This window comes from Streptomyces sp. NPDC058653 (assembly GCF_042716895.1).
In the GTDB taxonomy this organism is placed as follows: domain Bacteria; phylum Actinomycetota; class Actinomycetes; order Streptomycetales; family Streptomycetaceae; genus Streptomyces.
The window spans coordinates 1-21443 of sequence record NZ_JBHXRM010000076.1 but is presented as its reverse complement, the minus strand read 5'-3'; the positions used below and the strand labels follow the sequence as shown (position 1 = coordinate 21443).

Genomic DNA, 21443 nt, shown 5'->3' with positions numbered 1-21443 from the left:
GCCGCTGGCAGCTGGCGGCCGACGGCCAGCGCGGCCGGCCGGCCGCCGGTGGCAGGTGTCAGCTGGCTGGCGCGGGCGGCCGGCCGCCGGTGATCGGTGGCCGATGGCCGGCGGCCGATGGCAGGCACGGCTGCCCAGCCACCGGTGACCGATCGCCGATGGCTGGCGGCCGGCGGCCGGCGCGGGTGGCCAGTCACCGGTGGCAGGTGGCCGGTGGCTCGTCGCCGGTGCGGGGCGCCGGGCCGGCGCCCCGGGGGCCTGGTCGGCGGAATTCCCGTGGGGCAGGACCCCCGGTCCTACAGCCGGGGGTCGACCGGTTCCGACTCCAGGGCGAGCACCGCGAAGACCGCCTCGTGGACGCGCCACAGCGGCTCGTCGTCCGCCAGCCGGTCCAGCGCTTCGAGCCCGAGCGCGTACTCCCGCAGCGCCAGGGACCTCTTGTGCCCCAGGAACCGCCCGCGCAGCCGCTCCAGATTCTCCGGCCTGGTGTACTCGGGGCCGTAGATGATCCGCAGGTACTCACGCCCGCGCACCTTGACGCCCGGCTGCACCAGCCGCCCCTTCGCGTCCCGTACGAGGGCCTGGAGCGGCTTGACGACCATGCCTTCGCCGCCGCGCCCGGTCATCTCCAGCCACCAGTCGGTCCCGGCCCGCACCGACGCCTCGTCGCCCGTCTCCACGACGAGACGGCGGGTGACCTGGAGAAGGCCGGTCGGGTCGTGCTCGGTCAGCCGGTCGAGCCAGGCGAGCTGCCGGCCGTGCGGCACGGCCGCCAGGCTGCGGCCCCGCGCCGCGAGGATCTGGAACGGCGCGAAGCGTACGCCCGTCAGACCGTCCGTCTCCCAGCAGTAGCGGCGGTACGCCTCCGTGAACGCCGCCGCGTCGGCGGCCCGCTCCCGCTGGCCGGCCAGCAGCGCGCCCACGTCGACACCCCGGCCGACGGCCGCTTCGAGCGCGCCCGTCACCGCCGGGAAGGCGGCGCCCGCCGCCGCGCCGACCGCCGCGTACTGCGTGCGCAGCAGACCGGTCGCCTTCAGCGACCAGGGCATCAGCTCGGCGTCGAGCAGCAGCCAGTCCGTTTCGAGCTCTTCCCAGAGCCCGGCGGCGCCGACAGCCGTACGGAGGCGGCCCAGGATCTCCCCGGTGACCGCCGGGTCGTCGAAGAAGGGCCGCCCGGTGCGCGTGTGCAGCGCGCCGGTCGGTGCGCCGGGGTCGTCCGCGTCGCCGATGCCGAAGCGCTCACGCGCCACCGCCGCGTCGCGGCAGACCAGCGCCACCGCGCGCGAGCCCATGTGCTTCTCCTCGCACACGACCTGCGCGACACCGTCGTCGCGGTACTGCGCGAACGCCTCGGCCGGGTGCTCCAGAAAGCCCTCCTCGCGTGAGGTCGCGGTGGGGGCCATGGTCGGCGGCAGATAGGCGAGCAGCCGGGGGTCGACAGCGAAGCGGCTCATGACCTCAAGAGCCGCCGCCGCGTTCTCCTCGCGTACCGCGAGCCCGCCCATGTGACGGGTCTCCACGACACGCCGGCCGTGCACGTCGGCGAGGTCGAGCGGACGGCCCTCGCGGCCGCCGGGGGCCGACGAGTGCAGCGGCTTGGCCGGCTCGTACCAGACCCGTTCCGCCGGTACGTCGACGAGCTCGCGCTCGGGCCAGCGCAGCGCTGTCATCCTGCCGCCGAAGACCGCGCCGGTGTCGAGGCAGATGGTGTTGTTGATCCAGGAGGTGCTCGGTACGGGGGTGTGCCCGTACACGACGGCCGCCCGGCCCCGGTAGTCCTCGGCCCACGGGTAGCGGACGGGCAGGCCGAACTCGTCCGTCTCGCCCGTCGTGTCGCCGTACAGGGCGTGCGAACGCACCCGGCCCGAGGTGCGGCCGTGGTACTTCTCCGGGAGCCCGGCGTGGCAGACGACCAGCTTCCCGCCGTCCAGGACGTAGTGGCTGACGAGCCCGTCGATGAACGCCATCACCTCCGCGCGGAAGGCGTCGTCCTCCTTCTCCAACTGCTCGACGGTCTCGGCGAGTCCATGGGTCAGCTGGACCTTTCTGCCCTTGAGCCAGCGGCTGAGCTTGTTCTCGTGGTTTCCCGGCACGCACAGCGCGTTGCCCGCGCCGACCATGCGCATCACACGGCGCAGAACACCGGGGCTGTCGGGGCCGCGGTCGACGAGGTCGCCGACGAACACCGCCGTACGGCCTTCGGGGTGTGCGCCGTCGCCGTCCGCGTATCCGAGCCGGGACAGCAGTGTGTCCAGCTCGGAGCGGCAGCCGTGGATGTCGCCAATGATGTCGAAGGGGCCGGTGAGGTGGGTGAGGTCGTTGTAACGGCGCTCGGTACGGACCTCGGCGTTCGCGACCTCCTCGACACCGCGCAGGACGTGGACCTTGCGGAAGCCCTCGCGTTCGAGCCCCCGGAGCGAACGGCGCAGTTCCCGCTGGTGGCGCTTGATGACATGGCGGGGTATGCCGGCCCGGTCGGGGCGGGCGGCGTTGCGTTCGGCGCAGACCGCCTCGGGGAGATCGAGGACTATCGCGATGGGCAGCACGTCGAACTCCCTCGCGAGCCGCACGAGCTGCCGGCGGCTCTCCATCTGCACATTGGTGGCGTCGACCACCGTGCGCCGGCCGGCGGCGAGGCGCTTGCCGGCGATGTAGTGCAGTACGTCGAAGGCGTCGCCGCTGGCGGTCTGGTCGTTCTCGTCGTCCGCGACGAGGCCCCGGCAGAAGTCGGAGGAGATGACCTCGGTGGGCTTGAAGTGGGCGCGCGCGAAGGTCGACTTGCCTGAGCCGGTGGCGCCGATCAGGACGACGAGGGAGAGGTCGGTGACGGGGAGGATCCGGCCGGGCTCCCTGGTCGGCGGGGCCTCGGCGCTGCTCTCTTCGCTGTCGTTGCTGCTCATGCGGCCTTCTCCTCCTTCGCGGTCGTCGTGCCGGTCGCGTCCTTGACGCTCGTCGTGGTGCTCGTGTCCCAGACGCTCGTCGTGGTGCTCGTGCTCGTGTCACTCGTTCTGGTGCTCGTGCTCCTGCCGCTCTTGGTGGCGGTGAACACGGCCATCTGCGTGGGCGGGCCGACCTCGGGATCGTCCGGTCCCACCGGTACGTAGCGGACTGCGTATCCGTGGCGCAGCGCCACCTCGTCGGCCCAGGCGTGGAACTCCGCCCGCGTCCACTCGAAACGGTGGTCCCGGTGGCGTACATGCCCGGCGGGCAGCGTCTCCCAGCGGACGTTGTATTCGACGTTCGGCGTCGTCACGACCACGGTCCCGGGCCGGGCCGTACCGAACACCGCGTACTCCAGCGCGGGCAGCCTCGGCAGGTCCAGGTGCTCGATCACCTCGCTGAGCACGGCCGCGTCGTACCCCTTGAGTCTTTTGTCCGTGTACGTGAGCGAGCTCTGCGTCAGCGCGACGCGCCCGGCCTGGCGCTCGCTCATCCGCTCCACCTTGAGCCGACGGGCGGCGACGGTGAGCGCGCGCACCGACACGTCGACACCCATCACCTTGGTGAAGCGCGCGTCCTTCAACAGCGCCTGTACGAGCTGCCCCTGGCCGCAGCCGAGGTCGAGCACGGTGCCGGCCCCGGCCTCGCGCAGGGCGGTGAGGATCGCCTCGCGGCGCTGCTCGGCGAGCGAGACGGGCCTCTCGGTCTCCGCCGGGGCGGCCGGGGCGTCGGACTCCGGCCCGGGGTCCTCGACGGCGTTGTCGATCGCGTCGACGCCGATGTCGTCGGCCTCGGCGAGACGGACCAGTTCGAGGCGTTCGTTGGCCTCCCGGGTCAGACCCCAACGGCGGGACAGATAGCGGCTGGTGATGAGCTGCCGCTCCGGGTGGTCGGCCAGCCAGCCGTCGCCGGCCCGCAGCAGTTTCTCGACCTCGTCGGGTGCGACCCAGTAGTGCTTGGCGTCGTCGAGCACGGGGAGGAGCACGTACAACTGCCGCAGCGCGTCGGCGAGTCGGAGCTCCCCTTCGAGCACGAGCTGTACGTAGCGCGAGTCGCCCCACGCCGGAAACGTCTCGTCCAGCGCCACCGGCCGCACGTCGACGGTCGTCCAGCCCAGCGGTCCGAAGAGACCGCGGACGAGTTCGGCGCCGCCGCGCGCGGGCAGGGCGGGCACGTCGATACGCAGGGGCAGAGGCTCCGCGGCGCGCTCGGGCAGCGCTTTGCACACGCCGCGCAGGGCGCTCTTGAAGACGGTGCTCAGCGCGACGGCGAGCAGCGAGGACGCCGCGTACGGGCGGTCGTTGACGTACTGCGCGAGCGCCGCGTCGGGCGCGCCGCCCCGCCCCTTGCCCTTGCCCCGCCGGACGAGGGCCACCGGATCGACCTCCAGCAGGAGCGCCGCCGTGCAGCGCTCGACGGACGCCTCGGGATAGAGGACGTGCGCGGTGCCGTGGGAGGTGGGATACGTCTGCGCCTTGTCGGGATGCTTGTGCAGCAGAAACCCGAGGTCGGTGGCGGGGCGTTCAGGGGTGCCGGTGGTACTGATCGTCAGGAACACCCGACCGAGTATGTGCGCCGACGGACCACGGGCGGTAGCGGATTTCCCACCCTGACACCGGGCCCCCGACCGGATCACCGGGGGGCCGGCGCGAGAGGGAGGGGGCGCGGCGGAGGGGCGCGCCGGGTGGTCAGTGGCCGTCCTTCTCCGCGGCCAGCAGGGCGGCCACCTCGGCGATGCCGGACGGGCCCACGCTGCAACAGCCGCCGAGGAGGCGGGCGCCGGACGTCTGCCAGGCGCGGAGGCGGTCGGTGGTGAAGGGCGAGGCCGGGGGGAGGGCCCCCTCCCCCCTCCCCTCCCCCGCCCACCCCTTCGACTCCTCGTCCCACCTCCCGCCGTTGTTCGGGTAGACCACGACCGGCTTGCCCGTCGTCGAGGCCGCCAGCGCGATCGAGGTGTCCGCGTCCGACGGGTCGCAGCAGTTGACGCCCACCGCGATCACGCCGTCCTCCCCCGCCGCCAGCGCGAAGGCCTCGTCCAGCGGCTGGCCCGCGCGGGTGCGGTCGCCCGCGACCGTGTACGAGAGCCAGACCGGCACTCCGCACCCCCTCGCCGCCCTGAGCAGCGCCTCCGCCTCGTCGGTGTCCGGCACCGTTTCCAGTGCGAGGACGTCCGGGCCGGCCGCGGCCAGCGTCTCGATCCTCGGCCGGTGGAACCGTTCCAACTCCCGTACCGACAGCCCGTACCGTCCCCGGTACTCACCGCCGTCCGCGAGCATCGCCCCGTAAGGGCCGACCGAGGCCGCCACCCAGATCCCCCGCGCCACCTCGGCGCCCGCCCGCCGCGCCAGGGCCACGCTGTCGGCCAGCAGCCGCGACGCCCGGTCCCGTCCGACGCCCCGGCGGGCGAAGCCCTCGTACGTCGCCTGGTAGCTGGCGGTGATCAGCACCTGGGCGCCGGCCCGTACGTACGCGGCGTGGGCCGCCTCGATCTGCTCCGGTCCGTCGTCCAGGAGCCGCGCCGACCAGAGCTCGTCGGACAAGTCGGTCCCCTGTGCCCGGAGTTGGTCGGAGAGCCCGCCGTCGAGGACAAGGCTGCCCTCGGCGAGCGCACCGGCGAGTGTGCGGGCGGGTTTCACGGACAACCTCCTGTCCTCGATCGGCGGGCCGGCCCACTAGCGCGAGGACTGCTCGATCAGGCTGCTGCCCAGCTGGGACTGGACCTCGGAGGAGAGCAGTTCCAGATGGTCGAGGTCCGCCAGATCCAGCATCTGGCAGTAGATACGGGACGCGCCGATGGCTCCGTACCGGCCGATCTTGTCGACGACCTCCGCGGGCGAGCCCGCGAGTCCGTTCGCCTTCAGTTCTTCCACCTCCCGTCCGATGGACGCGGCCCTGCGGGCCACCTCCGCGTCGGTCCTGCCCACGCAGGCGACCAGCGCGGTCGAATACACCAGGTCGTCGGCCTTCCGTCCGGCCTTGACCGCCGCCTCCCGCACGCGGCCGAACTGCCTCTCGCTGTCGTCGATCGAGGCGAACGGGATGTTGAACTCGTCCGCGTACTGCGCGGCGAGGCGCGGGGTGCGTGTCGCGCCGTGGCCGCCGATCAGCATCGGGACCTTGGACTGGGCGGGCTTGGGCAGGGCGGGTGAGTCGACCAGTTGGTAGAACGATCCGTCGTACGAGAACTTCTCACCGGGCGGTGTGGACCACAGGCCCGTGACGACGGCGAGCTGCTCCTCCAGGCGGGCGAACTTCTCCGCGGGGAACGGAATGCCGTACGCCTTGTGCTCCTCCTCGAACCAGCCCGCGCCCAGGCCCAGTTCGACACGGCCGCCCGACATCTGGTCGACCTGGGCGACCTGGATGGCGAGTACGCCCGGCAGGCGGAAGGTGCCTGCCGTCATGAGGGTGCCGAGCCGGATCCGCTTGGTCTCGCGCGCGAGACCGGCCAGGGTGATCCAGGCGTCGGTGGGGCCGGGAAGACCGTCGGCGGAGCCCATCCGCAGATAGTGGTCGGAGCGGAAAAAGGCGTCGAAGCCAAGATCTTCCGTCGCTTTGGCGACGGTCAGCAGCGTTTCGTAGCTCGCCCCTTGCTGGGGCTCGGTGAAGATTCGAAGATCCATGCATCCATCCTGCACCTTCGAGCCCCCGTCGGCCGCGCCTCCTCGCCGGGGCCCACGCAATCCCCTCCGGGCTCACCCCATCTCCTTCTCCGTCTCCCTCCCCCGTTCACGGGCCTCGTGCGCGGCGAGCTTTCGCAGCATGCCGTGCACTCGGTCGTTGGATTCGTCGGCCGCGTCGATCGCCTCGATGCACTGCCAGTACAACCCCTCCTCGTCCGTCCCGCAGGCCACCGAGACCAGCGCGATCCCCGTCTCGCCGAGGAGCAGACCCAGACCGGTCAACGCCCTTCGCGCGTCCGTCACCGTCGTCAGCCGCGCCGCCCGTATACCCCCGGCTCTCAGCGAGGGGTGGTCGGGTGACGCACCGCCCCGCGTGCCTGTCTCAGCGAGGTCTCTCGCCTCCGTCCTCAGCTCCTTCGGTCCGTGCAGGGCCAGTTGATCCCCTATCGCCTGAGCGAGCGCCTGTGCCTGCCAGGCTTCCGCCACCACGTCCAACGCCGCTCCGCTCCGGGCCAAGGCAACCCGGCCGGCTGCGATGAGCCTCTCCGCGTCCATTCGCCATCCCCGTCTCCGTCTGTCCGAACTGTCCGTCTGTCCCCGTCTGTCGAACACCCTGCCCACTTACTCATTACCCAGAGTGAGGTATCACCAACAGAAAGACCAGAGGAATTCGGAAATCTGTGGACAGGAAGCCGGTTGTGGATAACTCGGCCACTCCGCAGAGTGACGAATCACTCGGAGGTGGACCCGGCGGAGGAAGGCTCAGCAGACGACTCGCAGCCGCCCCAGGGCCGGCGCCGGGGCCGGAATCGGAGCCGTAGCTTCAGCCAGAGCCGGTGCCGGAACCAGACCCAGAGCCGCTACCAGCACCCGGCCCGGGGCTAGGGCCGGGGCCCGCGCCGGGGCTCGGCTCAGGCCGTGGCGCCCCGCTCCGCGGGAAGCGCAGTTCGTTCCGGTCGATCTTCTCGGAGAGCGCGCTCAGGGCGTCGATCCCCAACACGTCGCAGAACTGGAGCAGATACGCCAGCACATCCGCGACCTCGTCGCGCACACGGTGCGCCGCCCCGGGGTCCTCCATCACCCGCGCCGACTGCTCGGGGGTCAACCACTGGAAGATCTCCAGCAGTTCGGAGGCCTCGACGCTCAGTGCCGCGGCCAGGTTCTTCGGTGTGTGGAACGGCTCCCACTCCCGCGCCGCCGCGAACTCCACCAGTCTGCGCTGCAACCCCTGTACATCCAGTTCCGTCACGCACCCAGATGTATCAGGGTTCCCGTCACGGCTGCTGGACGGCCGCCGCCGCGATGCCCTCGACCTCGGTCCCGACGGGCGCGAGCAGGAAGACGTTGCGCTCGACCCGGTGCATTCCGCTGCCGAGCCCGAAGACGACGCCGCTGCTGAAGTCCAGGATGCGTTTGGCCACGTCGGTCTCCGCGCCCGTCAGGTCCAGGAGCACCGGGATCTCCGCGATCAGAAGCTCCGCGACCTCGCGCGCGTCGGCGAAGACCCGCACCCGCAGGACCACGAACCGCCGCTGCTCGGCGGCGTAGTCCTCCGGGACGGCGCGGTGGTCGACGCGCGAGGGCCATTCGTTGCGGCCCCGCAGTGGGACGACCTGAGCCAGGCCCTCCCACTGCTCGTCGGTGGCGTCGTACCTGTCGTACCCGCCGTATCTGCTCACCGGATCACCCCGCCCGCGCGCTGTGTCTGCATGCGGCCATACTCCCGCCCCTCACCCGTTCGGCCCAACAGCGACACGGGCCGGTCCGGGCCCAAGTCGCAGGGGGCCGAAACGCCGCGAACAGCTCTCACGCCCGTACAAGGAGACGGTCAGCAGCCGGTCAGCAGCCGGTCAGGAGACGGTCAACCCCGGATCAGGCAGGTCAGGCAGATCAGACAGGTCAGGCCCCCACGTACGCCGCGAGGTGCTCCCCCGTGAGCGTCGAGCGCTCCGCCACGAGGTCGGCGGGTGTGCCCTCGAAGACGATCCGGCCGCCGTCGTGGCCGGCGCCGGGGCCGAGGTCGATGATCCAGTCGGCGTGCGCCATCACCGCCTGGTGGTGTTCGACCACGATGACCGACTTCCCGGACTCGACGAGCCGGTCGAGCAGGCCGAGGAGTTGCTCGACATCGGCGAGGTGCAGACCGGCGGTCGGCTCGTCGAGTACGTAGACACCGCCCTTGTCGGCCATGTGCGTGGCCAGCTTGAGCCGCTGGCGCTCACCGCCGGAGAGGGTGGTGAGGGGCTGGCCGATGGTGAGGTAGCCGAGGCCGACGTCGTCGAGCCGACCGAGGATCCGGTGCGCGGCGGGGGTGTGCGCTTCGCCGGCGCCGAAGAACTCCCCTGCCTCGGCCACCGACATGGCGAGGACCTCGCTGATGTCGCGGCCCCCGAGGTGGTGGTCCAGTACGGCCGCCTGGAAGCGCTTGCCCTCGCACTCCTCGCAGACGGTGGCGACGCCCGCCATCATCCCGAGGTCGGTGTAGATGACGCCGGCGCCGTTGCAGGTGGGGCAGGCGCCCTCGGAGTTGGCGCTGAAGAGTGCAGGCTTGACCCCGTTGGCCTTGGCGAACGCCTTGCGGATGGGGTCGAGCAGTCCGGTGTACGTGGCGGGGTTGCTCCGCCGGGAGCCGCGGATCGCGCCCTGGCCGACCGACACGACGTCCACGTCGATGCCCGCCGAGCCGGGTCCGCGGCCGACGAGCGATCCGTGTACGAGCGAGCTCTTGCCGGAGCCCGCGACGCCGGTGACGACGGTCAGGACACCGAGCGGGATGTCGACGTCGACGGAGCGCAGGTTGTGCGTGGTGGCGCCGCGGATCTCCAGCGCGCCGGTGGGCTTGCGCACCGTCTCCTTGAGGACGGCCCGGTCGTCGAAGTGCCGCCCGGTGACGGTCCCGGCGGTCCGCAGGCCCTCCACCGTGCCTTCGAAGCAGACGGTGCCGCCCTCCGAACCGGCCCCGGGGCCGAGGTCGACGACATGGTCGGCGATCGCGATGGTCTCCGGCTTGTGCTCCACGACGAGCACGGTGTTGCCCTTGTCGCGCAGCCGCAGCAGCAGGTCGTTCATGCGGCTGATGTCGTGGGGGTGCAGGCCGATCGTCGGCTCGTCGAAGACGTAGGTGACGTCGGTGAGCGAGGAGCCGAGGTGGCGGATCATCTTGACGCGCTGTGCCTCGCCGCCCGACAGCGTGCCCGAGGCGCGGTCGAGCCCGAGGTAGCCGAGTCCGATCTCGACGAACGAGTCGAGCGTGCCGCCGAGGGCCTCCAGCAGCGGCGCGACCGACGGTTCGTCCAGGGCGCGCACCCACTCGGCGAGGTCGCTGATCTGCATCGCGCAGGCGTCGGCGATGCTGATGCCCGCGACCTTGGAGGATCTGGCCTCTTCGCTGAGCCGGGTGCCGTCGCACTCGGGGCAGGTGGTGAAGGTGACGGCCCGGTCCACGAAGTCCCGGATGTGCGGCTGCATCGCCTCCCGGTCCTTGGAGAGGAACGACTTCTGGATCTTGGGGATGAGCCCTTCGAAGGTGAGGTTCACCCCTTCGACCTTGACCTTGGTCGGCTCCTGGTACAGGAAGGCCTGCATCTCCTTCTTGGTGAACTCCCGGATCGGCTTGTGCGGATCGAGAAGTCCCGATTCCGCGTAGACGCGCACGGTGAAGAAGCTGTCCGACTTCCAGCCGGGGATGGTGAACGCGCCGTCGGAGAGCGACTTCGAGTCGTCGTAGAGCTGGGTGAGGTCGATGTCGGAGACCGAGCCCCGCCCCTCGCAGCGGTTGCACATGCCGCCGGTGCGGTTGAAGGTCGCCTTCACGGTCTTGCGGTTGCCGCGTTCGACGGTGATCGCGCCGCTCGCCCGTACGGAGGCGACGTTGAAGGCGTACGCGCCGGGCGGGCCGATGTGGGGCGTGCCGAGCCGGCTGAAGAGGATGCGCAGCATCGCGTTGGCGTCGGTGGCGGTGCCGACGGTGGAGCGCGGGTCGGAGCCCATCCGCTGCTGGTCGACGACGATGGCGGTGGTGAGTCCTTCGAGTACGTCGACCTCGGGCCGGGCCTGCGTCGGCATGAAGCCCTGTACGAAGGTGCTGTACGTCTCGTTGATCAGGCGCTGCGACTCGGCGGAGACCGTACCGAAGACGAGGGAGCTCTTGCCCGAGCCGGAGACACCGGTGAAGACCGTCAGCCGGCGCTTGGGGATCTCGACGCTGACGTCCTTGAGGTTGTTCACGCGTGCGCCGTGCACGCGGATCACCCCGTGGTCACCCACGGGCGTCGCGGGGGTCCGCGCCCGGGTGCCCGTGCCCGTCTTCGTGGTCTTGCTCATCGTCTCTCCGTCCCCGAGGCGGGGTCGCCCGCGCGCTCGCCGTCCGCGTCGCCCGGCCCGTACCGGCCGGCGCCGATGTCCATGGCCCTCACGCTAATGCGGCGGGGGCGGCGGGCGCTTCTCCGATCCTGATCGGTACGGACGAGTGTCGATGGATTCGGACCGGTGCGGGCCGGTGCGGCGGGGGCGCGGGCGGTCTGCCTCAGTGGGCGAGCATCTCCTCGGAGACGGCCCACAGCCGGGCCGCGGCCTCCGGGTCCAGCGCGTACGCGGCGACGCCCTCACCGGCCGGCGGCACGTGCGGCCCGGCCTCGGTGACGTCCTCGAAGTACCGGCCGCCGATGCCCTCCAGCAGCGGTGAGGCGGCGACGAGTACCGAGGTGGCGGCTCCCTGCTCGGGGGTCTTCCAGTGGGCGCCCTCGATCAGCTTCTGGAAGTCGGGGTTCGCGTTCTGGTGACGCTGCAGGTTGGTGCGGATACCGCCCGGCATCAGCGCGTTGGCGGTGATCCCGTCGGCGGCCCAGCGCTTGGTGGCCTCGACGGCGAACAGGACGTTGGCGGTCTTGGACTGCCCGTACGCGGACCACGGCTCGTACTCGCGCTCCGCGAAGTGGATGTCGTCGAAGACGACGGGCGAGCGCAGATGCGCGCTCGAACTCACCGAGACGACCCGGGCGTCGCCCGCCTCGGCCAGCGCGTCGTACAGGCCGAGCGCGAGTCCGAAGTGACCGAGGTGGTTGGTGGCGAACTGGTGCTCCCAGCCCTCGGGGGTGCGGTTCAGGGGCTCCGCCATGACACCCGCGTTGTTGACGAGGATGTGCAGCGGCCCCTGCCAGGCCTTGGTGAACGCGGCGACGGACGAGCGGTCGGCCAGTTCGATCGGCGCGACCGACACGCGCGGGTTGCCCGTGGTGGCGGTGATGTCGGCGGCCGTACGCCGCCCGGCCTCGATGTCGCGTACGGCGAGGGTGACCTCGGCCCCCGCCGATGCCAGTGCGCGGGCGGTCTCGACCCCGATGCCGGAGGCGCCGCCGGTGACGACGGCGCGCCTGCCGGTCAGGTCGATGCCGTCGATGACCTCGGCGGCGGTGGTGTCGCGGGTGAACGGAGTGGTGATCCGGCCGGGAAGGCTGCGGTCGAGAAGGCTCATGGCGGTCCTCTGGTGAACGGCTCCGTAGGAGGCGGGGCCCGGGGAGGTCGAGGGCGGGGGTGTTCCCCGCCGTACACTTAAACGGAGGAACCTCCGCTCAGCCCCCAAAGTAATCGGAGGATTCTCCGTTTAGCAAGCGGGACCGAGGGTGAGCTACGTTCGGGGCCGGGATTACGCGGACGGGGAACCGGCCCGCGTCGGACCACCGGCCGCCCGTGACGGGCGACGGCGGACAGGGTGAACAGGACGACCAGGGACGGAGCACGGCGTGGCGACGACTGACGGCGACCGGCCGCTCCGCGCGGATGCCCGGCGCAACCGCGAACTCGTCCTCGCCTCGGCGATGCGGCTGCTCTCCGAGAGCGACGGCGGAGGAAGTACGACCCTCGACGCGATCGCCAAGGACGCCGGGGTCGGCATCGGTACGCTCTACCGCCACTTCCCCACCCGCGAAGCCCTGGTCGAGGCGGTCTACCGCAACGAGCTGACGGCCGTCTGCGACGCCGCGCCCGCGCTCCTCGCCGAGCTGGCCCCGGTCGAGGCGACACGGGCCTGGATGCACCGCTACATCGACTTCATGATCGCCAAGTCCGGCATGGCGGACGCGCTCCGCGCGGTGATCGCCTCAGGCGGAAACCCCTACGCACAGAGCCGTGAACTCCTCGGCTCCGCGATCAAGCTGCTGCTCGACGCCGGAGCCGCGGACGGCGCCTTCCGTAAGGATGTCGACGCCGACGACGTCCTGATCAGCATCAGCGGCGTGGCCCTCGCCGCCGGCGGGCCGAACATGCGTGAGCAGGCGGGCCGCCTGCTCGATCTGCTGCTGGACGGTCTGCGCTATATGCCGTGACCGCCGGCGGTCGCCATGTTGGCGGCCAGGCCCTGCCGGTAACCGGGAAAGTGCGGTGTCCAGTCCAGCTCCGTCCGCGCCCGCTCGTTGGAGACCCGCATGTTGATGCGGGTCATCACCTGGGCCGCGTACGGCGCGGCCAGCCGGATCAGTCCGGCGGGCAGCACGAGCGGCCTGGGCGTGCGAGTCGTGCGCGAGATCTCCTCCATCAACTCGCGCCATGTGGCGGGGGTGTCGTCCACGATGTTGTAGACCCGCCCGCCGGCCCCCCGCTCCAGCGCGGCGACGGTCGCGGACGCCGCGTCCTTGTGGTGGACCAGCGGAAGCTTCCCCGCGCTCCCGAGCGGCACCGGAAGCCGGCGCCTGCTCATCATCCCGGCGATGACCTCGATGTCACCTCCGTAGAAGAGGCCGTACCGCAGGGCCGTCCCCGCGATGTCCGGCCCCGCGCCCAGCACCTGGTCCTCGGTCGACTTCAGCGCGGCGAGCACCGGGTCCGTCTTCGCACCAGTGGGCACTCCGAAGGGCGCGTCCTCCGTGAGCGGTTCGGGCCCCAGGTCCCGGAAGCCGTACCCGAGGAACATCGACTGCGTCAGAAAACGGCCGGCCCCCACCTGCCGTGCCGCGTCCAGCAGGTTACGAGTCCCCTCCTCGCGCAGCCGGTTGGTCGGCTCCAGATCGTCGTACCCCAACGGCGCCTTGGTCAGCGCGGTGAGTTCATGGACAACGGCGTCGGCCTCCAGCCCCTCCACGGCGCTGAGCAGAGCACTCCGGTCGAGCACATCGGCCAGGACGGCACGCGCGCCGGTCTTCCTGAGCCGCTCGGCGGCCAGCGCGAAGCGGGTCACACCGGTGACCTCGTGCCCCGCCGCCATGAGCTGCGGTACGAGAAAGTGGCCGAGGGTGCCGGAGGCTCCCGCGAGGAGAACTTTCATGGCTCCTCCTTGAGCCGCCTCGATCTCATTTCCACGGTAGTGGCTCAGGCGTCCTCGTGCGAAGCCAGTACGTACGCCCACACCGTCTTGCCCGGCCCCGACCGCCCACTGACACCCCACCGCACCGCGATCGCGTCCACGAGCACCAGCCCTCGCCCGTGCTCACCCTCGGCGGCAACCCCGCGCGGCGCCCTCGCGGGCATCGCGCCATGGGTGTCGGTCACCTCGATCCGTACGAGCCCCTTGACCGAGTTGTACGCCAGCCGCAACGCGAAGTCCCGCCCCGGCACCCGCCCGTGGAGCGCGGCGTTGGCGGCCAGCTCGGCGACCACGAGGGCGGCGGCGTCGGACGGCCCGGAGCCGTACGGAATGCCCCACGCGTCGAGCTGCTGGGTGGCGAGCATCCGCGCGAGCCGCGCGCCGCGCCGGGTGGCGGAGAACCGCTGGGTGAACACACGTACGGTGACGGCCGCTTGGGCCCGGGGGGATGGCATATCCCCAGCGTCCGGGCCGGATTGACCGCTTCACCAGGGACTACGCCAGTACACCCACTCGCTGTACTGGTTGACCCTCTGGACTGGGTGAGTAACTACCAGTGATGCTGAACCAGTTGTACGGGGTACGCATCGAGCCGAGCAGGGCCGAGGGAGAGGCGAACGGTATGACGGCGGTCGGCAGCAGTGGCATGAGCAGTGAACCCGAGACGTCGGACAGTCTCAAGACCTTTGGGGCGGTGCTGAAGGTACTGCGAGAGGAAGCCGGTCTGACCCAGGAGCAGTTCGCACCTCGCGTGCAGTACTCGGTGCACTACATCGCCAAGATCGAGCAGGGGAAGCGTTTCCCACCGAGGGACCTGCCGACGCGGTCGGAGCCGGTGCTGGGGCTGGCGGCGCGACGGATCATCGAGGCGGCGGTCAAGACGCTGACGAAGGGGTCGGGGCTGGCGTCGTGGTTCCGGAAGTGGGCGCTGATCGAGGAGACGGCGATCTCTCTGTACGCGTACGAGTGCCGGGCGATTCCGGGGCTGTTGCAGCCGGAGGCGTACGCGAGGGCGCTTTCTGAGCGAAGGCTGCCGCCGCTCACCGAGGCGCAGATCGAGCTCCAGGTCACGGCCCGCATGGAACGTCAACGGCTGTTGTCGGAGCGGGAGAACACGGCCTTCTGCTTCATCATCGAGCAGGCTGTCCTGGAGCGGTGCGCCGGTGGAGCGGAAGTCACAAGGACAGTCATCGATCACCTGTTGGAGCAGGGCACTCGACGCAATGTGGAGATCCAGATCATGCCCACGCGCCAGGAGGAGCACGCCGGAGCCGAGGGTCTCATGTACCTGGCGGAGACACCCGACAATCAGTGGCTCGGCTACTCTGAGGGGCAGCTGTCGAGCAACGTGATCTCCGCCCCGAACGAAGTCAGCATTCTGCTCCAGCGCTTTGGGAAGCTGCGCTCGCAAGCTCACAGTCATGAGGCTACGGTGAGTCTGCTGGAGCGACTGCGAGGAGCACTGTGAACACCACTCAACCGACTTGGTTCAAGAGCAGCTACAGCGGTACCGAGGGCGACAACTGCATCGAAGTCACCTGGTCGAAGAGCAGCTACAGCAGCGGCGACGGCGACAACTGCGTCGAGGTCGCCGCAGGCGAAGACGTCGTGCTCGTGCGGGACTCCAAAGACCCCCGTATCGGCCGGCTCACCCTCAACCCCACCGCTTGGGCCGCCTTCACCGCCCACATCGCCGCGCGCTGAACGCGGACGGGGCGGCCCGGGCGTACTCGGGCCACCCCACCCGCGTCAGAGGCGCGTTCAGCACATCTTCTGGCTGGCCGCCTGGCCCGCGAGCGGGTCGCCCGCCCTGCGCAGGGAGCCGACCGCCGCCGTGCAGTCCTTCACCGTGTCCGCGCCGCCCGACCAGAACTCCTGACCGTTGTGGTCGGTCCACGCCTTCCCGCCGAAGAAGTCCTCCTGGCTGTAGCTGTAGACGGCGACGCTCACGTCGTAGTCCTTGTTGACGTTACGGAATGAATCCCAGACCCAGAGATATCCGTAATTCTCGTTGCACGTCTTCGAGTAGAACTGCTTGACCGACGCGATGTGCGCACCGGCCCTGTCGATGTACGCCGTCTTTCCGACCTGGTACGCATCCGCGCAGACTCCCGCCACGCGCGCTTTCGCGCTCGCCGGGTTTCCCGCCTCGCTGGGTGCGGTCGACTTCGCCTTGGCGGACTTCGACGGGGCAGGTGCCGGGCCGTCGCCCGCGACCGCCACGCCCGCCGGGATCAGGGCGAATGCGCAGGCCGTGGCCACGACCGCACGCTTGGTATAGCGCATACGAACTCCTTTTCCGAGCAAAAGGGCGCAGTAAACCGACGGGCCCGCCAGTGGCGGTTACCGCTCGGCTATTGGGCCCGATGCTGTCTGCTGGAATTACTTCCGAACACATAGGCAGACACGGGATCTTGGCCGAGGGTTGCACAGCTTCCCCGGTTTTATTTCGGGCGGGTAAACGGAATTCCCGCCTCTACTCGAATTCGACCTCAGGAGACACATGACGACCGACGACAACGCGTTCACCGGCAGTCGGCGCCGGCCATGGCACGCTCTCCCCTCCCCCGTGCGGGCGGGGATCGAGGGCGTGCTCGGGGGACGGGTGGTGGCGGCCAGGAGCCAGCCGGGCGGGTTCTCCGACGGGCTTGCCGCGCGGCTGGAATTGGCGGACGGGCGCAGGGCGTTCGCCAAGGCCGTCGACACTGTGGCGGCGCCCGGCGTGGCGGCGTTCCACCGGCGGGAGGTCGCGGTGAACGAGGTGCTGCCGTACGGGGCGCCCGTACCGGAGTTGCTGGGGGCGTACGACGATCAGGGGTGGGTGGCCCTGGTCTTCGAGGACGTGGAGGGGGCGTTGCCCGTACAGCCGTGGCGGGAGGAGGAGTTGGAGCGGGTGCTCGACGCGCTGACGGATCTCGCGGAGAGGCTGACGCCCGCGCCGGGCCTCAACTCCCCCGACGTGTCTGCCCGGTTGGGCGGTTGGGCGCGGCTGGCGGGCAGCGGCCGGTCGCTGGCGAAGCTGGACGTGGTCGCCCCGGGGGCCGCGCGTGAGCTGGACCGTCATCTCGCTCTTGAGGCGCTGCTGCCGGAGGTGCTTGTGGGGGAGACGTTGACGCACGGGGATCTCTATCCGTTCAACGTTCTTCTTACGGAGGAGCGCGTGGTGGTCGTGGACTGGCCGCACGCGTGGACAGGGCCCGCGTACGCGGATCTGGTGATGCTGCTGGGCAGCGTGGCGATGAGCGGGATCGACCCGGAGCCGTACGCCGCGCGCCATCCGCTGCTGAGCGGTGTCGATCCGGTGGCGGTGGATGTGCTGATCTCGGCGCAGGCGGGGTTTCTGCTGGCGGCGGTGTGCTCGATGGACTCGGCGGATCCCGGTACGGATCCGAGGCTGGAGCGCGCGATGACGGCGCTGGGCCTCGCGTCCCTGCGGTGGCTGTCGCTGCGCCGCCCCGGCCGGTCCGGGCGTTGACCGCCCGAGGACCCGGGCCGGTCCGCGAAGATCCGCCGGAGGGGCCCTGGGCGACGAGCAGGAGCACGCCGATCGCCGGCACCACCGCGGCCGTGCCGGCGTGGACGCCGTACGCCGTCGCCTTCGGTCCGTTGCTGCGCGGCACGATCAGGGCGTCACCGACGGGTACGAAGGCTGCGGCCGGCATGAACCACCCCAGCGGTTCTCGACCTCCCGGTCGCCCGGATCACTCGCTCCCCGGCGGAGTGACCATGGACCCGCCGTCCGCTCCCTGAGATACGTGTGTACGGAATCAAATGCCCGCGCTAGTCTCCCCGCCATGTCCGCACCCGCCCGTCTCCTCTGTCTCGCGTGCTTCGCGAACTCGGTGTGGTGCGTCGACGACAACCTCTGTTGTCCCTGAGTCGAGCCCTCCGCCAGAGGCTCCTGCCGCCGGCCACCGACTTCGGAACCATCGGAGAAACAGTCGTGACCACCACCGCTCCCCCGCGCCGCGCGCTCCCCGCCGCGCTGCTCGTCCCCTCCCCGACCTCCTCCCCCGCCCCGGAGGCCGAGCCCGCGCCTCCCGTACGCCGCGTGCCGCTCGTCATATCCGTGCTGCTGGCCGTCGCGCTGACCGGGTACGTGTGGTCGACGCACGGTGCCAAGCCCGGCTCGCTCCTCCTCCTCGGGCTCGGGCTGGGTGTCGCGCTCTTCCACTCGCGCTTCGGATTCACCTCCGCCTGGCGGCAGTTGGTCGCCGTCGGCAACGGGCAGGGGCTGCGCGCCCATGCCCTGCTGCTCGGCACCACCGCCACGCTCTTCGCGCTGATCATCGGCAGCGGTACGGGGCTGTTCGGCTCCGTTCCCGCGCCGTCGGCCGGCCCGCTCGGTGTCGGGTTGCTCGTCGGGGCGTTCGTCTTCGCCGTCGGGATGCAGCTCGGTGGCGCGTGCGCGTCGGGCACGCTGTTCGCCGTGGGGTCGGGGCAGTCGTCCATCGTGCTGACGCTCGGCGGCTTCATCGCCGGATCGACCCTCGCCGCCTGGCAGTTCGACCTGTGGAAGGACCTGCCGGCGCTCGACCCGGTCCTCCTGTCCGACCATGTCGGCTGGTTCGGTTCCTGGGCGGTGACCCTCGCCGTACTGGGCCTCATCGTGCTGGTGAGCCGCCGCGTGCAGGCGCGCCGTAATCCGCCGCCCATCGGCACCCCGCCCAGCGCCGCCGGCGCGGCCCGGGTGCTGCGCGGCTCGTGGCCGCTGGTCGCGGGCGCGCTGGCGCTCGCCGTGCTGGGCGCCGGCGTGCTCCTGGTCTCCGGCGGTCCCTGGGGTGTCACAAGTGCGTTCGGCCTGTGGGGATCGCGGGTCGTCGACGCGTTCGGGGGCAACCCCGCCGACTGGTCGTTCTGGCGGCAGCCCGGCAACGCCGAGATGTTCGCCGGGCCGGTGCTGAAGGACAAGAACAGCCTCACCGACATCGGCATCATGATCGGCGCGGCGGTCGCCGCCTCGCTCGGCGGGACCTGGGCACTGCACCGGGGCATACCCGCCCGCACCGCCGTGGCCGCGGTGCTCGGCGGCGTACTGATGGGCATCGGCGCCCGGCTGGCTGGCGGCTGCAACATCGGCGCGTACCTCGCGGGCATCGCGTCGGGCAGTCTGCACGGCTGGATCTGGGGCGCCACCGCGCTGCTCGGCACCTGGGCGGGGATCCGGCTGCGTCCGCTGTTCGCGCTGGGCAACCCCAAGCCCGGGGACGGGATCTGCTGAGCCCGGCGGACCGATCGCCGTAGGCTGGAGCGGTGGTCATCGAACAGAACGTGAAGCTGAACGACGGGCGCACGCTGCGGACGTACGACAGTGGTGAGGGTGTCGACGGGCGGGGGCCGACCGTCGTCTGGCACCACGGCTCGCCGCAGACCGGCGCCCCGCTGGAGCCCCTGCTCACCGCCGCCGCGGCGCGCGGCATCCGGCTGGTGTCGTACGGGCGCCCCAGCTACGGCGGTTCGAGCCCGCAGCCGGGCCGGAACGTGGCCGCCGCCGCGGACGACGTGGCCCGGATCGCCGACGCGCTGGGCGTCGGTCCGTTCGCGGTGATGGGGGCGTCCGGTGGCGGGCCGCACGCGCTGGCGTGCGCCGCGCTGCTGCCGGACCGGGTGACGGGAGCCGTCTGCCTCGCGGGGATGGCGCCGTACACGGAAGGCTTCGACTGGTACGAGGGGATGATGTCGCCCGGGGGCCTGCGGGCTGCGGCCGACGGGCGCGAGGCGCGCGAACTGTACGCGGAGACCGACGAGTTCAACCCCGCCAACTTCATCGCGGCCGACTACGCCGCGCTGGAGGGCCCGTGGAAGTCGCTGGGCGCCGACGCCGTGAAGGCGGGGCAGGCGGGGGCGGACGGGCAGATCGACGACGACGTGGCCTTCGCCACCGCGTGGGGCTTCGACCTGGCGGAGGTGGCCGCGCCCGTACTGCTCGTGCAGGGCAGCCTCGACCGGGTCGTACCGTCGTCGCACGCCGGATGGCTGCTGGCCGGGCTCCCCCGCGCGGAGCTCTGGGTACGGCCCGAGGACGGGCATGTGTCGGTCCTGGACGCGTGTCCGGCGGCGATGGACTGGCTGCTGGGGCTGGAGACACCCCTTACATAACCTTGCGGTTATATAACTCGATGGGTATGGTCGGGGTATGCCCATACCGTTCGACGTGCTCGCGGAGCCGAGCAGGCGCAAGATCCTCGATCTGCTCCTGGAGCGCCCGCATCTGGTCGGTGAGCTGACCGACCGGCTCGGTCTGAGCCAGCCCGGAACGTCCAAGCATCTGCGGGTGCTGAGGGACGCGGGGCTGGTACGGGTCCGGCAGGACGCCCAGCGCCGGTGGTACGAACTGACCCCGGAGCCGCTGGCCGAACTCGACGCCTGGCTCGCGCACTACCGGCATCTGTGGACCGGCAGTCTCGACGCGCTCGAACGGCATCTCGACGCGATGGAGGACGACTCCTCATGACTCCGCACACCGATCGTCCCGGGGGTCCGGAGGGCCAGGGACGACCGTACGGTTCCGAGGAGGGCACCGACGGCACCGCCGGGCCTGCCTCAACCGCCTCGCCCGCCTCGTCGGCCGCGCCCGCCTCGCCCGCCTCGCCCGACGTTCAGGGCCTCGCTTCCTCCCTCTCCGACGTGGGCGGCGGGCGGACCGCGCTGCGTATGGAGCGGCGGCTCGCCCATCCCCCGGGGCGGGTCTGGGAGGCGATCACGCGTCCCGCGCACCTGGCGCGGTGGTTCCCCTCGGAGGTGAGCCTCGACCTGCGCCCCGGGGGCGAGATCGGCTTCCACTTCCCCGGCGACACCGGCCCCGGCATGACCGGAAGGGTCACCGACGCCGACGAGCCGCGCCTCTTCGCCTTCACCTGGGGCGAGGACCATCTGAGCTGGGAGATCACACCGGACGGGGACGGCTCGCGGCTCCTTCTCGTCCACACCTTCGGCGACCGGTTCGGGGCGGCGAGCTTCGCGTCCGGCTGGCAGATCTGCCTGATGGCTCTGGGGCAGGTGATGGAAGGCGGCCCCGTCGATGTCGAGCAGGACACGCGCGGGGCGCTGCACGAGGCGTATCTGGCGCGCTTCGACGAGCTGACCCGGGGCCTGGCCGAGGAGACCGGGGGCGGCGGACGACGGGTCCGGTTCGAGCGTCAGCTCGTACGGCCCGCCGGGACCGTCTGGTCCCGGCTGACGGGCGGCGTCGAGCCGTCGACGGGTTCACCGGTGCCACCGGGCTTCACCGCGGACAAGGTCCCGGCGGGGCCGGTCACGGACGTACGCGCGCCGGAACTCCTCGCGTACGCCTGGCACCCGGAGGGCGAGGTCCGCTGGGAGCTGGGCCCGGGGACGGGGCACGGGCCCCGGCTGGTGCTCACCCAGACCGGCCCGCCCGACTTCGACACCGACGCGGCGCTGGCGGCCTGGCGGGTACGCCTGGAGGAGCTGGCGGCGGGGCTGGTGGAGGCACCGGAGGGCGGGGCGCACGCGTAGCCGGTCCGCGTCCGGGGCGTGCGGGTGGGGCGGGATCTGTTCCGGACCGGGCCGCGGTCCCGGGCTCAGGGCCTCACACGCCGGTCGCCGGCCGGGCCGCGGGG

At 71.4% G+C, this 21443-nt stretch carries 20 protein-coding genes and 1 pseudogene; 8 read left to right on the top strand and 13 right to left on the bottom strand.

Annotated elements, in window-relative coordinates; genetic code table 11:
• Window positions 1-296 precede the first annotated feature (296 nt).
• The 9 genes from ACFWU9_RS35520 to ACFWU9_RS35480 all read right to left on the bottom strand — a co-directional run bounded on the left by ACFWU9_RS35520 (window position 297) and on the right by ACFWU9_RS35480 (window position 12036).
• Window positions 297-2900 (bottom strand): polynucleotide kinase-phosphatase, encoded by a 2604-nt coding sequence (locus ACFWU9_RS35520; protein WP_384325220.1) that lies wholly within the window; start codon window positions 2898-2900, stop codon window positions 297-299.
• Complete coding sequence (locus tag ACFWU9_RS35515; RefSeq protein ID WP_384325219.1) at window positions 2897-4498, bottom strand: 3' terminal RNA ribose 2'-O-methyltransferase Hen1; 1602 nt, start codon at window positions 4496-4498, stop codon at window positions 2897-2899. Before ACFWU9_RS35515 ends, ACFWU9_RS35520 begins: the two co-directional genes overlap by 4 nt.
• Before the next feature lie 130 nt (window positions 4499-4628).
• A complete protein-coding gene (gene mmuM, locus ACFWU9_RS35510; protein ID WP_384325218.1) occupies window positions 4629-5576 on the bottom strand; it encodes a homocysteine S-methyltransferase in 948 nt (315 codons plus the stop codon).
• 36 nt (window positions 5577-5612) lie between these two features.
• The gene (locus tag ACFWU9_RS35505; protein WP_384325217.1) at window positions 5613-6563 is read right to left on the bottom strand and encodes an LLM class F420-dependent oxidoreductase; all 951 of its coding nucleotides are present in this window, start codon (window positions 6561-6563) and stop codon (window positions 5613-5615) included.
• A 72-nt stretch (window positions 6564-6635) separates the two neighbouring features.
• Window positions 6636-7118, bottom strand: coding sequence for a DUF6099 family protein (locus tag ACFWU9_RS35500; protein WP_384325216.1), 483 nt, complete (start codon window positions 7116-7118; stop codon window positions 6636-6638).
• Window positions 7119-7386: 268 nt separating this feature from the next.
• A complete protein-coding gene (locus ACFWU9_RS35495; protein ID WP_384325215.1) occupies window positions 7387-7812 on the bottom strand; it encodes a nucleotide pyrophosphohydrolase in 426 nt (141 codons plus the stop codon).
• Between the two features lie 25 nt (window positions 7813-7837).
• Window positions 7838-8242, bottom strand: coding sequence for a cell division protein SepF (locus ACFWU9_RS35490; RefSeq protein WP_384325214.1), 405 nt, complete (start codon window positions 8240-8242; stop codon window positions 7838-7840).
• 220 nt (window positions 8243-8462) lie between these two features.
• A complete protein-coding gene (locus ACFWU9_RS35485) occupies window positions 8463-10886 on the bottom strand; it encodes an ATP-binding cassette domain-containing protein (RefSeq protein ID WP_384325213.1) in 2424 nt (807 codons plus the stop codon).
• A gap of 202 nt (window positions 10887-11088) precedes the next feature.
• Window positions 11089-12036, bottom strand: coding sequence for an SDR family NAD(P)-dependent oxidoreductase (locus tag ACFWU9_RS35480; protein WP_384325212.1), 948 nt, complete (start codon window positions 12034-12036; stop codon window positions 11089-11091).
• A 268-nt stretch (window positions 12037-12304) separates the two neighbouring features.
• Between ACFWU9_RS35480 and ACFWU9_RS35475 the strand changes: the two genes are divergently transcribed.
• On the top strand, window positions 12305-12886 hold the full coding sequence (locus tag ACFWU9_RS35475) for a TetR/AcrR family transcriptional regulator (protein ID WP_384325211.1): 582 nt from the start codon (window positions 12305-12307) through the stop codon (window positions 12884-12886).
• Here the strand turns inward: ACFWU9_RS35475 and ACFWU9_RS35470 are convergent.
• Both ACFWU9_RS35470 and ACFWU9_RS35465 read right to left on the bottom strand, forming a co-directional pair.
• Window positions 12874-13821: an NAD-dependent epimerase/dehydratase family protein gene (locus ACFWU9_RS35470; protein ID WP_384325210.1), complete on the bottom strand. Its 948-nt coding sequence runs from the start codon at window positions 13819-13821 to the stop codon at window positions 12874-12876. The genes ACFWU9_RS35475 and ACFWU9_RS35470 overlap by 13 nt on opposite strands.
• 44 nt (window positions 13822-13865) lie before the next feature.
• On the bottom strand, window positions 13866-14315 hold the full coding sequence (locus ACFWU9_RS35465; RefSeq protein ID WP_384325209.1) for an ATP-binding protein: 450 nt from the start codon (window positions 14313-14315) through the stop codon (window positions 13866-13868).
• A 167-nt stretch (window positions 14316-14482) separates the two neighbouring features.
• Between ACFWU9_RS35465 and ACFWU9_RS35460 the strand changes: the two genes are divergently transcribed.
• Together ACFWU9_RS35460 and ACFWU9_RS35455 are read left to right on the top strand one after the other, a co-directional pair.
• Complete coding sequence (locus tag ACFWU9_RS35460; RefSeq protein ID WP_384325221.1) at window positions 14483-15328, top strand: Scr1 family TA system antitoxin-like transcriptional regulator; 846 nt, start codon at window positions 14483-14485, stop codon at window positions 15326-15328.
• On the top strand, window positions 15325-15564 hold the full coding sequence (locus ACFWU9_RS35455; RefSeq protein WP_384325208.1) for a DUF397 domain-containing protein: 240 nt from the start codon (window positions 15325-15327) through the stop codon (window positions 15562-15564). The genes ACFWU9_RS35460 and ACFWU9_RS35455 overlap by 4 nt, the downstream gene beginning before the upstream one ends.
• 57 nt (window positions 15565-15621) lie before the next feature.
• On the opposite strand, the gene ACFWU9_RS35450 is transcribed toward ACFWU9_RS35455, so the two are convergent.
• Entirely contained in the window at window positions 15622-16146 is a 525-nt protein-coding gene (locus ACFWU9_RS35450; protein WP_384325207.1) for a hypothetical protein, read from the bottom strand.
• Between the two features lie 217 nt (window positions 16147-16363).
• On the opposite strand from ACFWU9_RS35450, the gene ACFWU9_RS35445 reads away from it, so the two are divergent.
• Window positions 16364-17335 carry an aminoglycoside phosphotransferase family protein gene (locus ACFWU9_RS35445; RefSeq protein ID WP_384325206.1) on the top strand — a complete coding sequence of 324 codons (972 nt, stop codon included), beginning with the start codon at window positions 16364-16366 and terminating at the stop codon, window positions 17333-17335.
• A gap of 70 nt (window positions 17336-17405) precedes the next feature.
• Here the strand turns inward: ACFWU9_RS35445 and ACFWU9_RS35440 are convergent.
• Window positions 17406-17537: pseudogene (locus ACFWU9_RS35440) on the bottom strand (DUF4267 domain-containing protein); the annotation flags it as partial.
• 266 nt (window positions 17538-17803) lie between these two features.
• Between ACFWU9_RS35440 and ACFWU9_RS35435 the strand changes: the two are divergent.
• The 4 genes from ACFWU9_RS35435 to ACFWU9_RS35420 are packed head-to-tail and all read left to right on the top strand — an operon-like array spanning window position 17804 to window position 21339.
• Window positions 17804-19081, top strand: coding sequence for a YeeE/YedE family protein (locus ACFWU9_RS35435; RefSeq protein ID WP_384325205.1), 1278 nt, complete (start codon window positions 17804-17806; stop codon window positions 19079-19081).
• 32 nt (window positions 19082-19113) lie between these two features.
• Window positions 19114-19959: an alpha/beta fold hydrolase gene (locus ACFWU9_RS35430; protein WP_384325204.1), complete on the top strand. Its 846-nt coding sequence runs from the start codon at window positions 19114-19116 to the stop codon at window positions 19957-19959.
• Window positions 19960-19996: 37 nt separating this feature from the next.
• Window positions 19997-20314, top strand: coding sequence for an ArsR/SmtB family transcription factor (locus tag ACFWU9_RS35425; RefSeq protein WP_384325203.1), 318 nt, complete (start codon window positions 19997-19999; stop codon window positions 20312-20314).
• A complete protein-coding gene (locus ACFWU9_RS35420) occupies window positions 20311-21339 on the top strand; it encodes an SRPBCC family protein (protein WP_384325202.1) in 1029 nt (342 codons plus the stop codon). Before ACFWU9_RS35425 ends, ACFWU9_RS35420 begins: the two co-directional genes overlap by 4 nt.
• The last annotated feature ends 104 nt before the right edge of the window (window positions 21340-21443 follow it).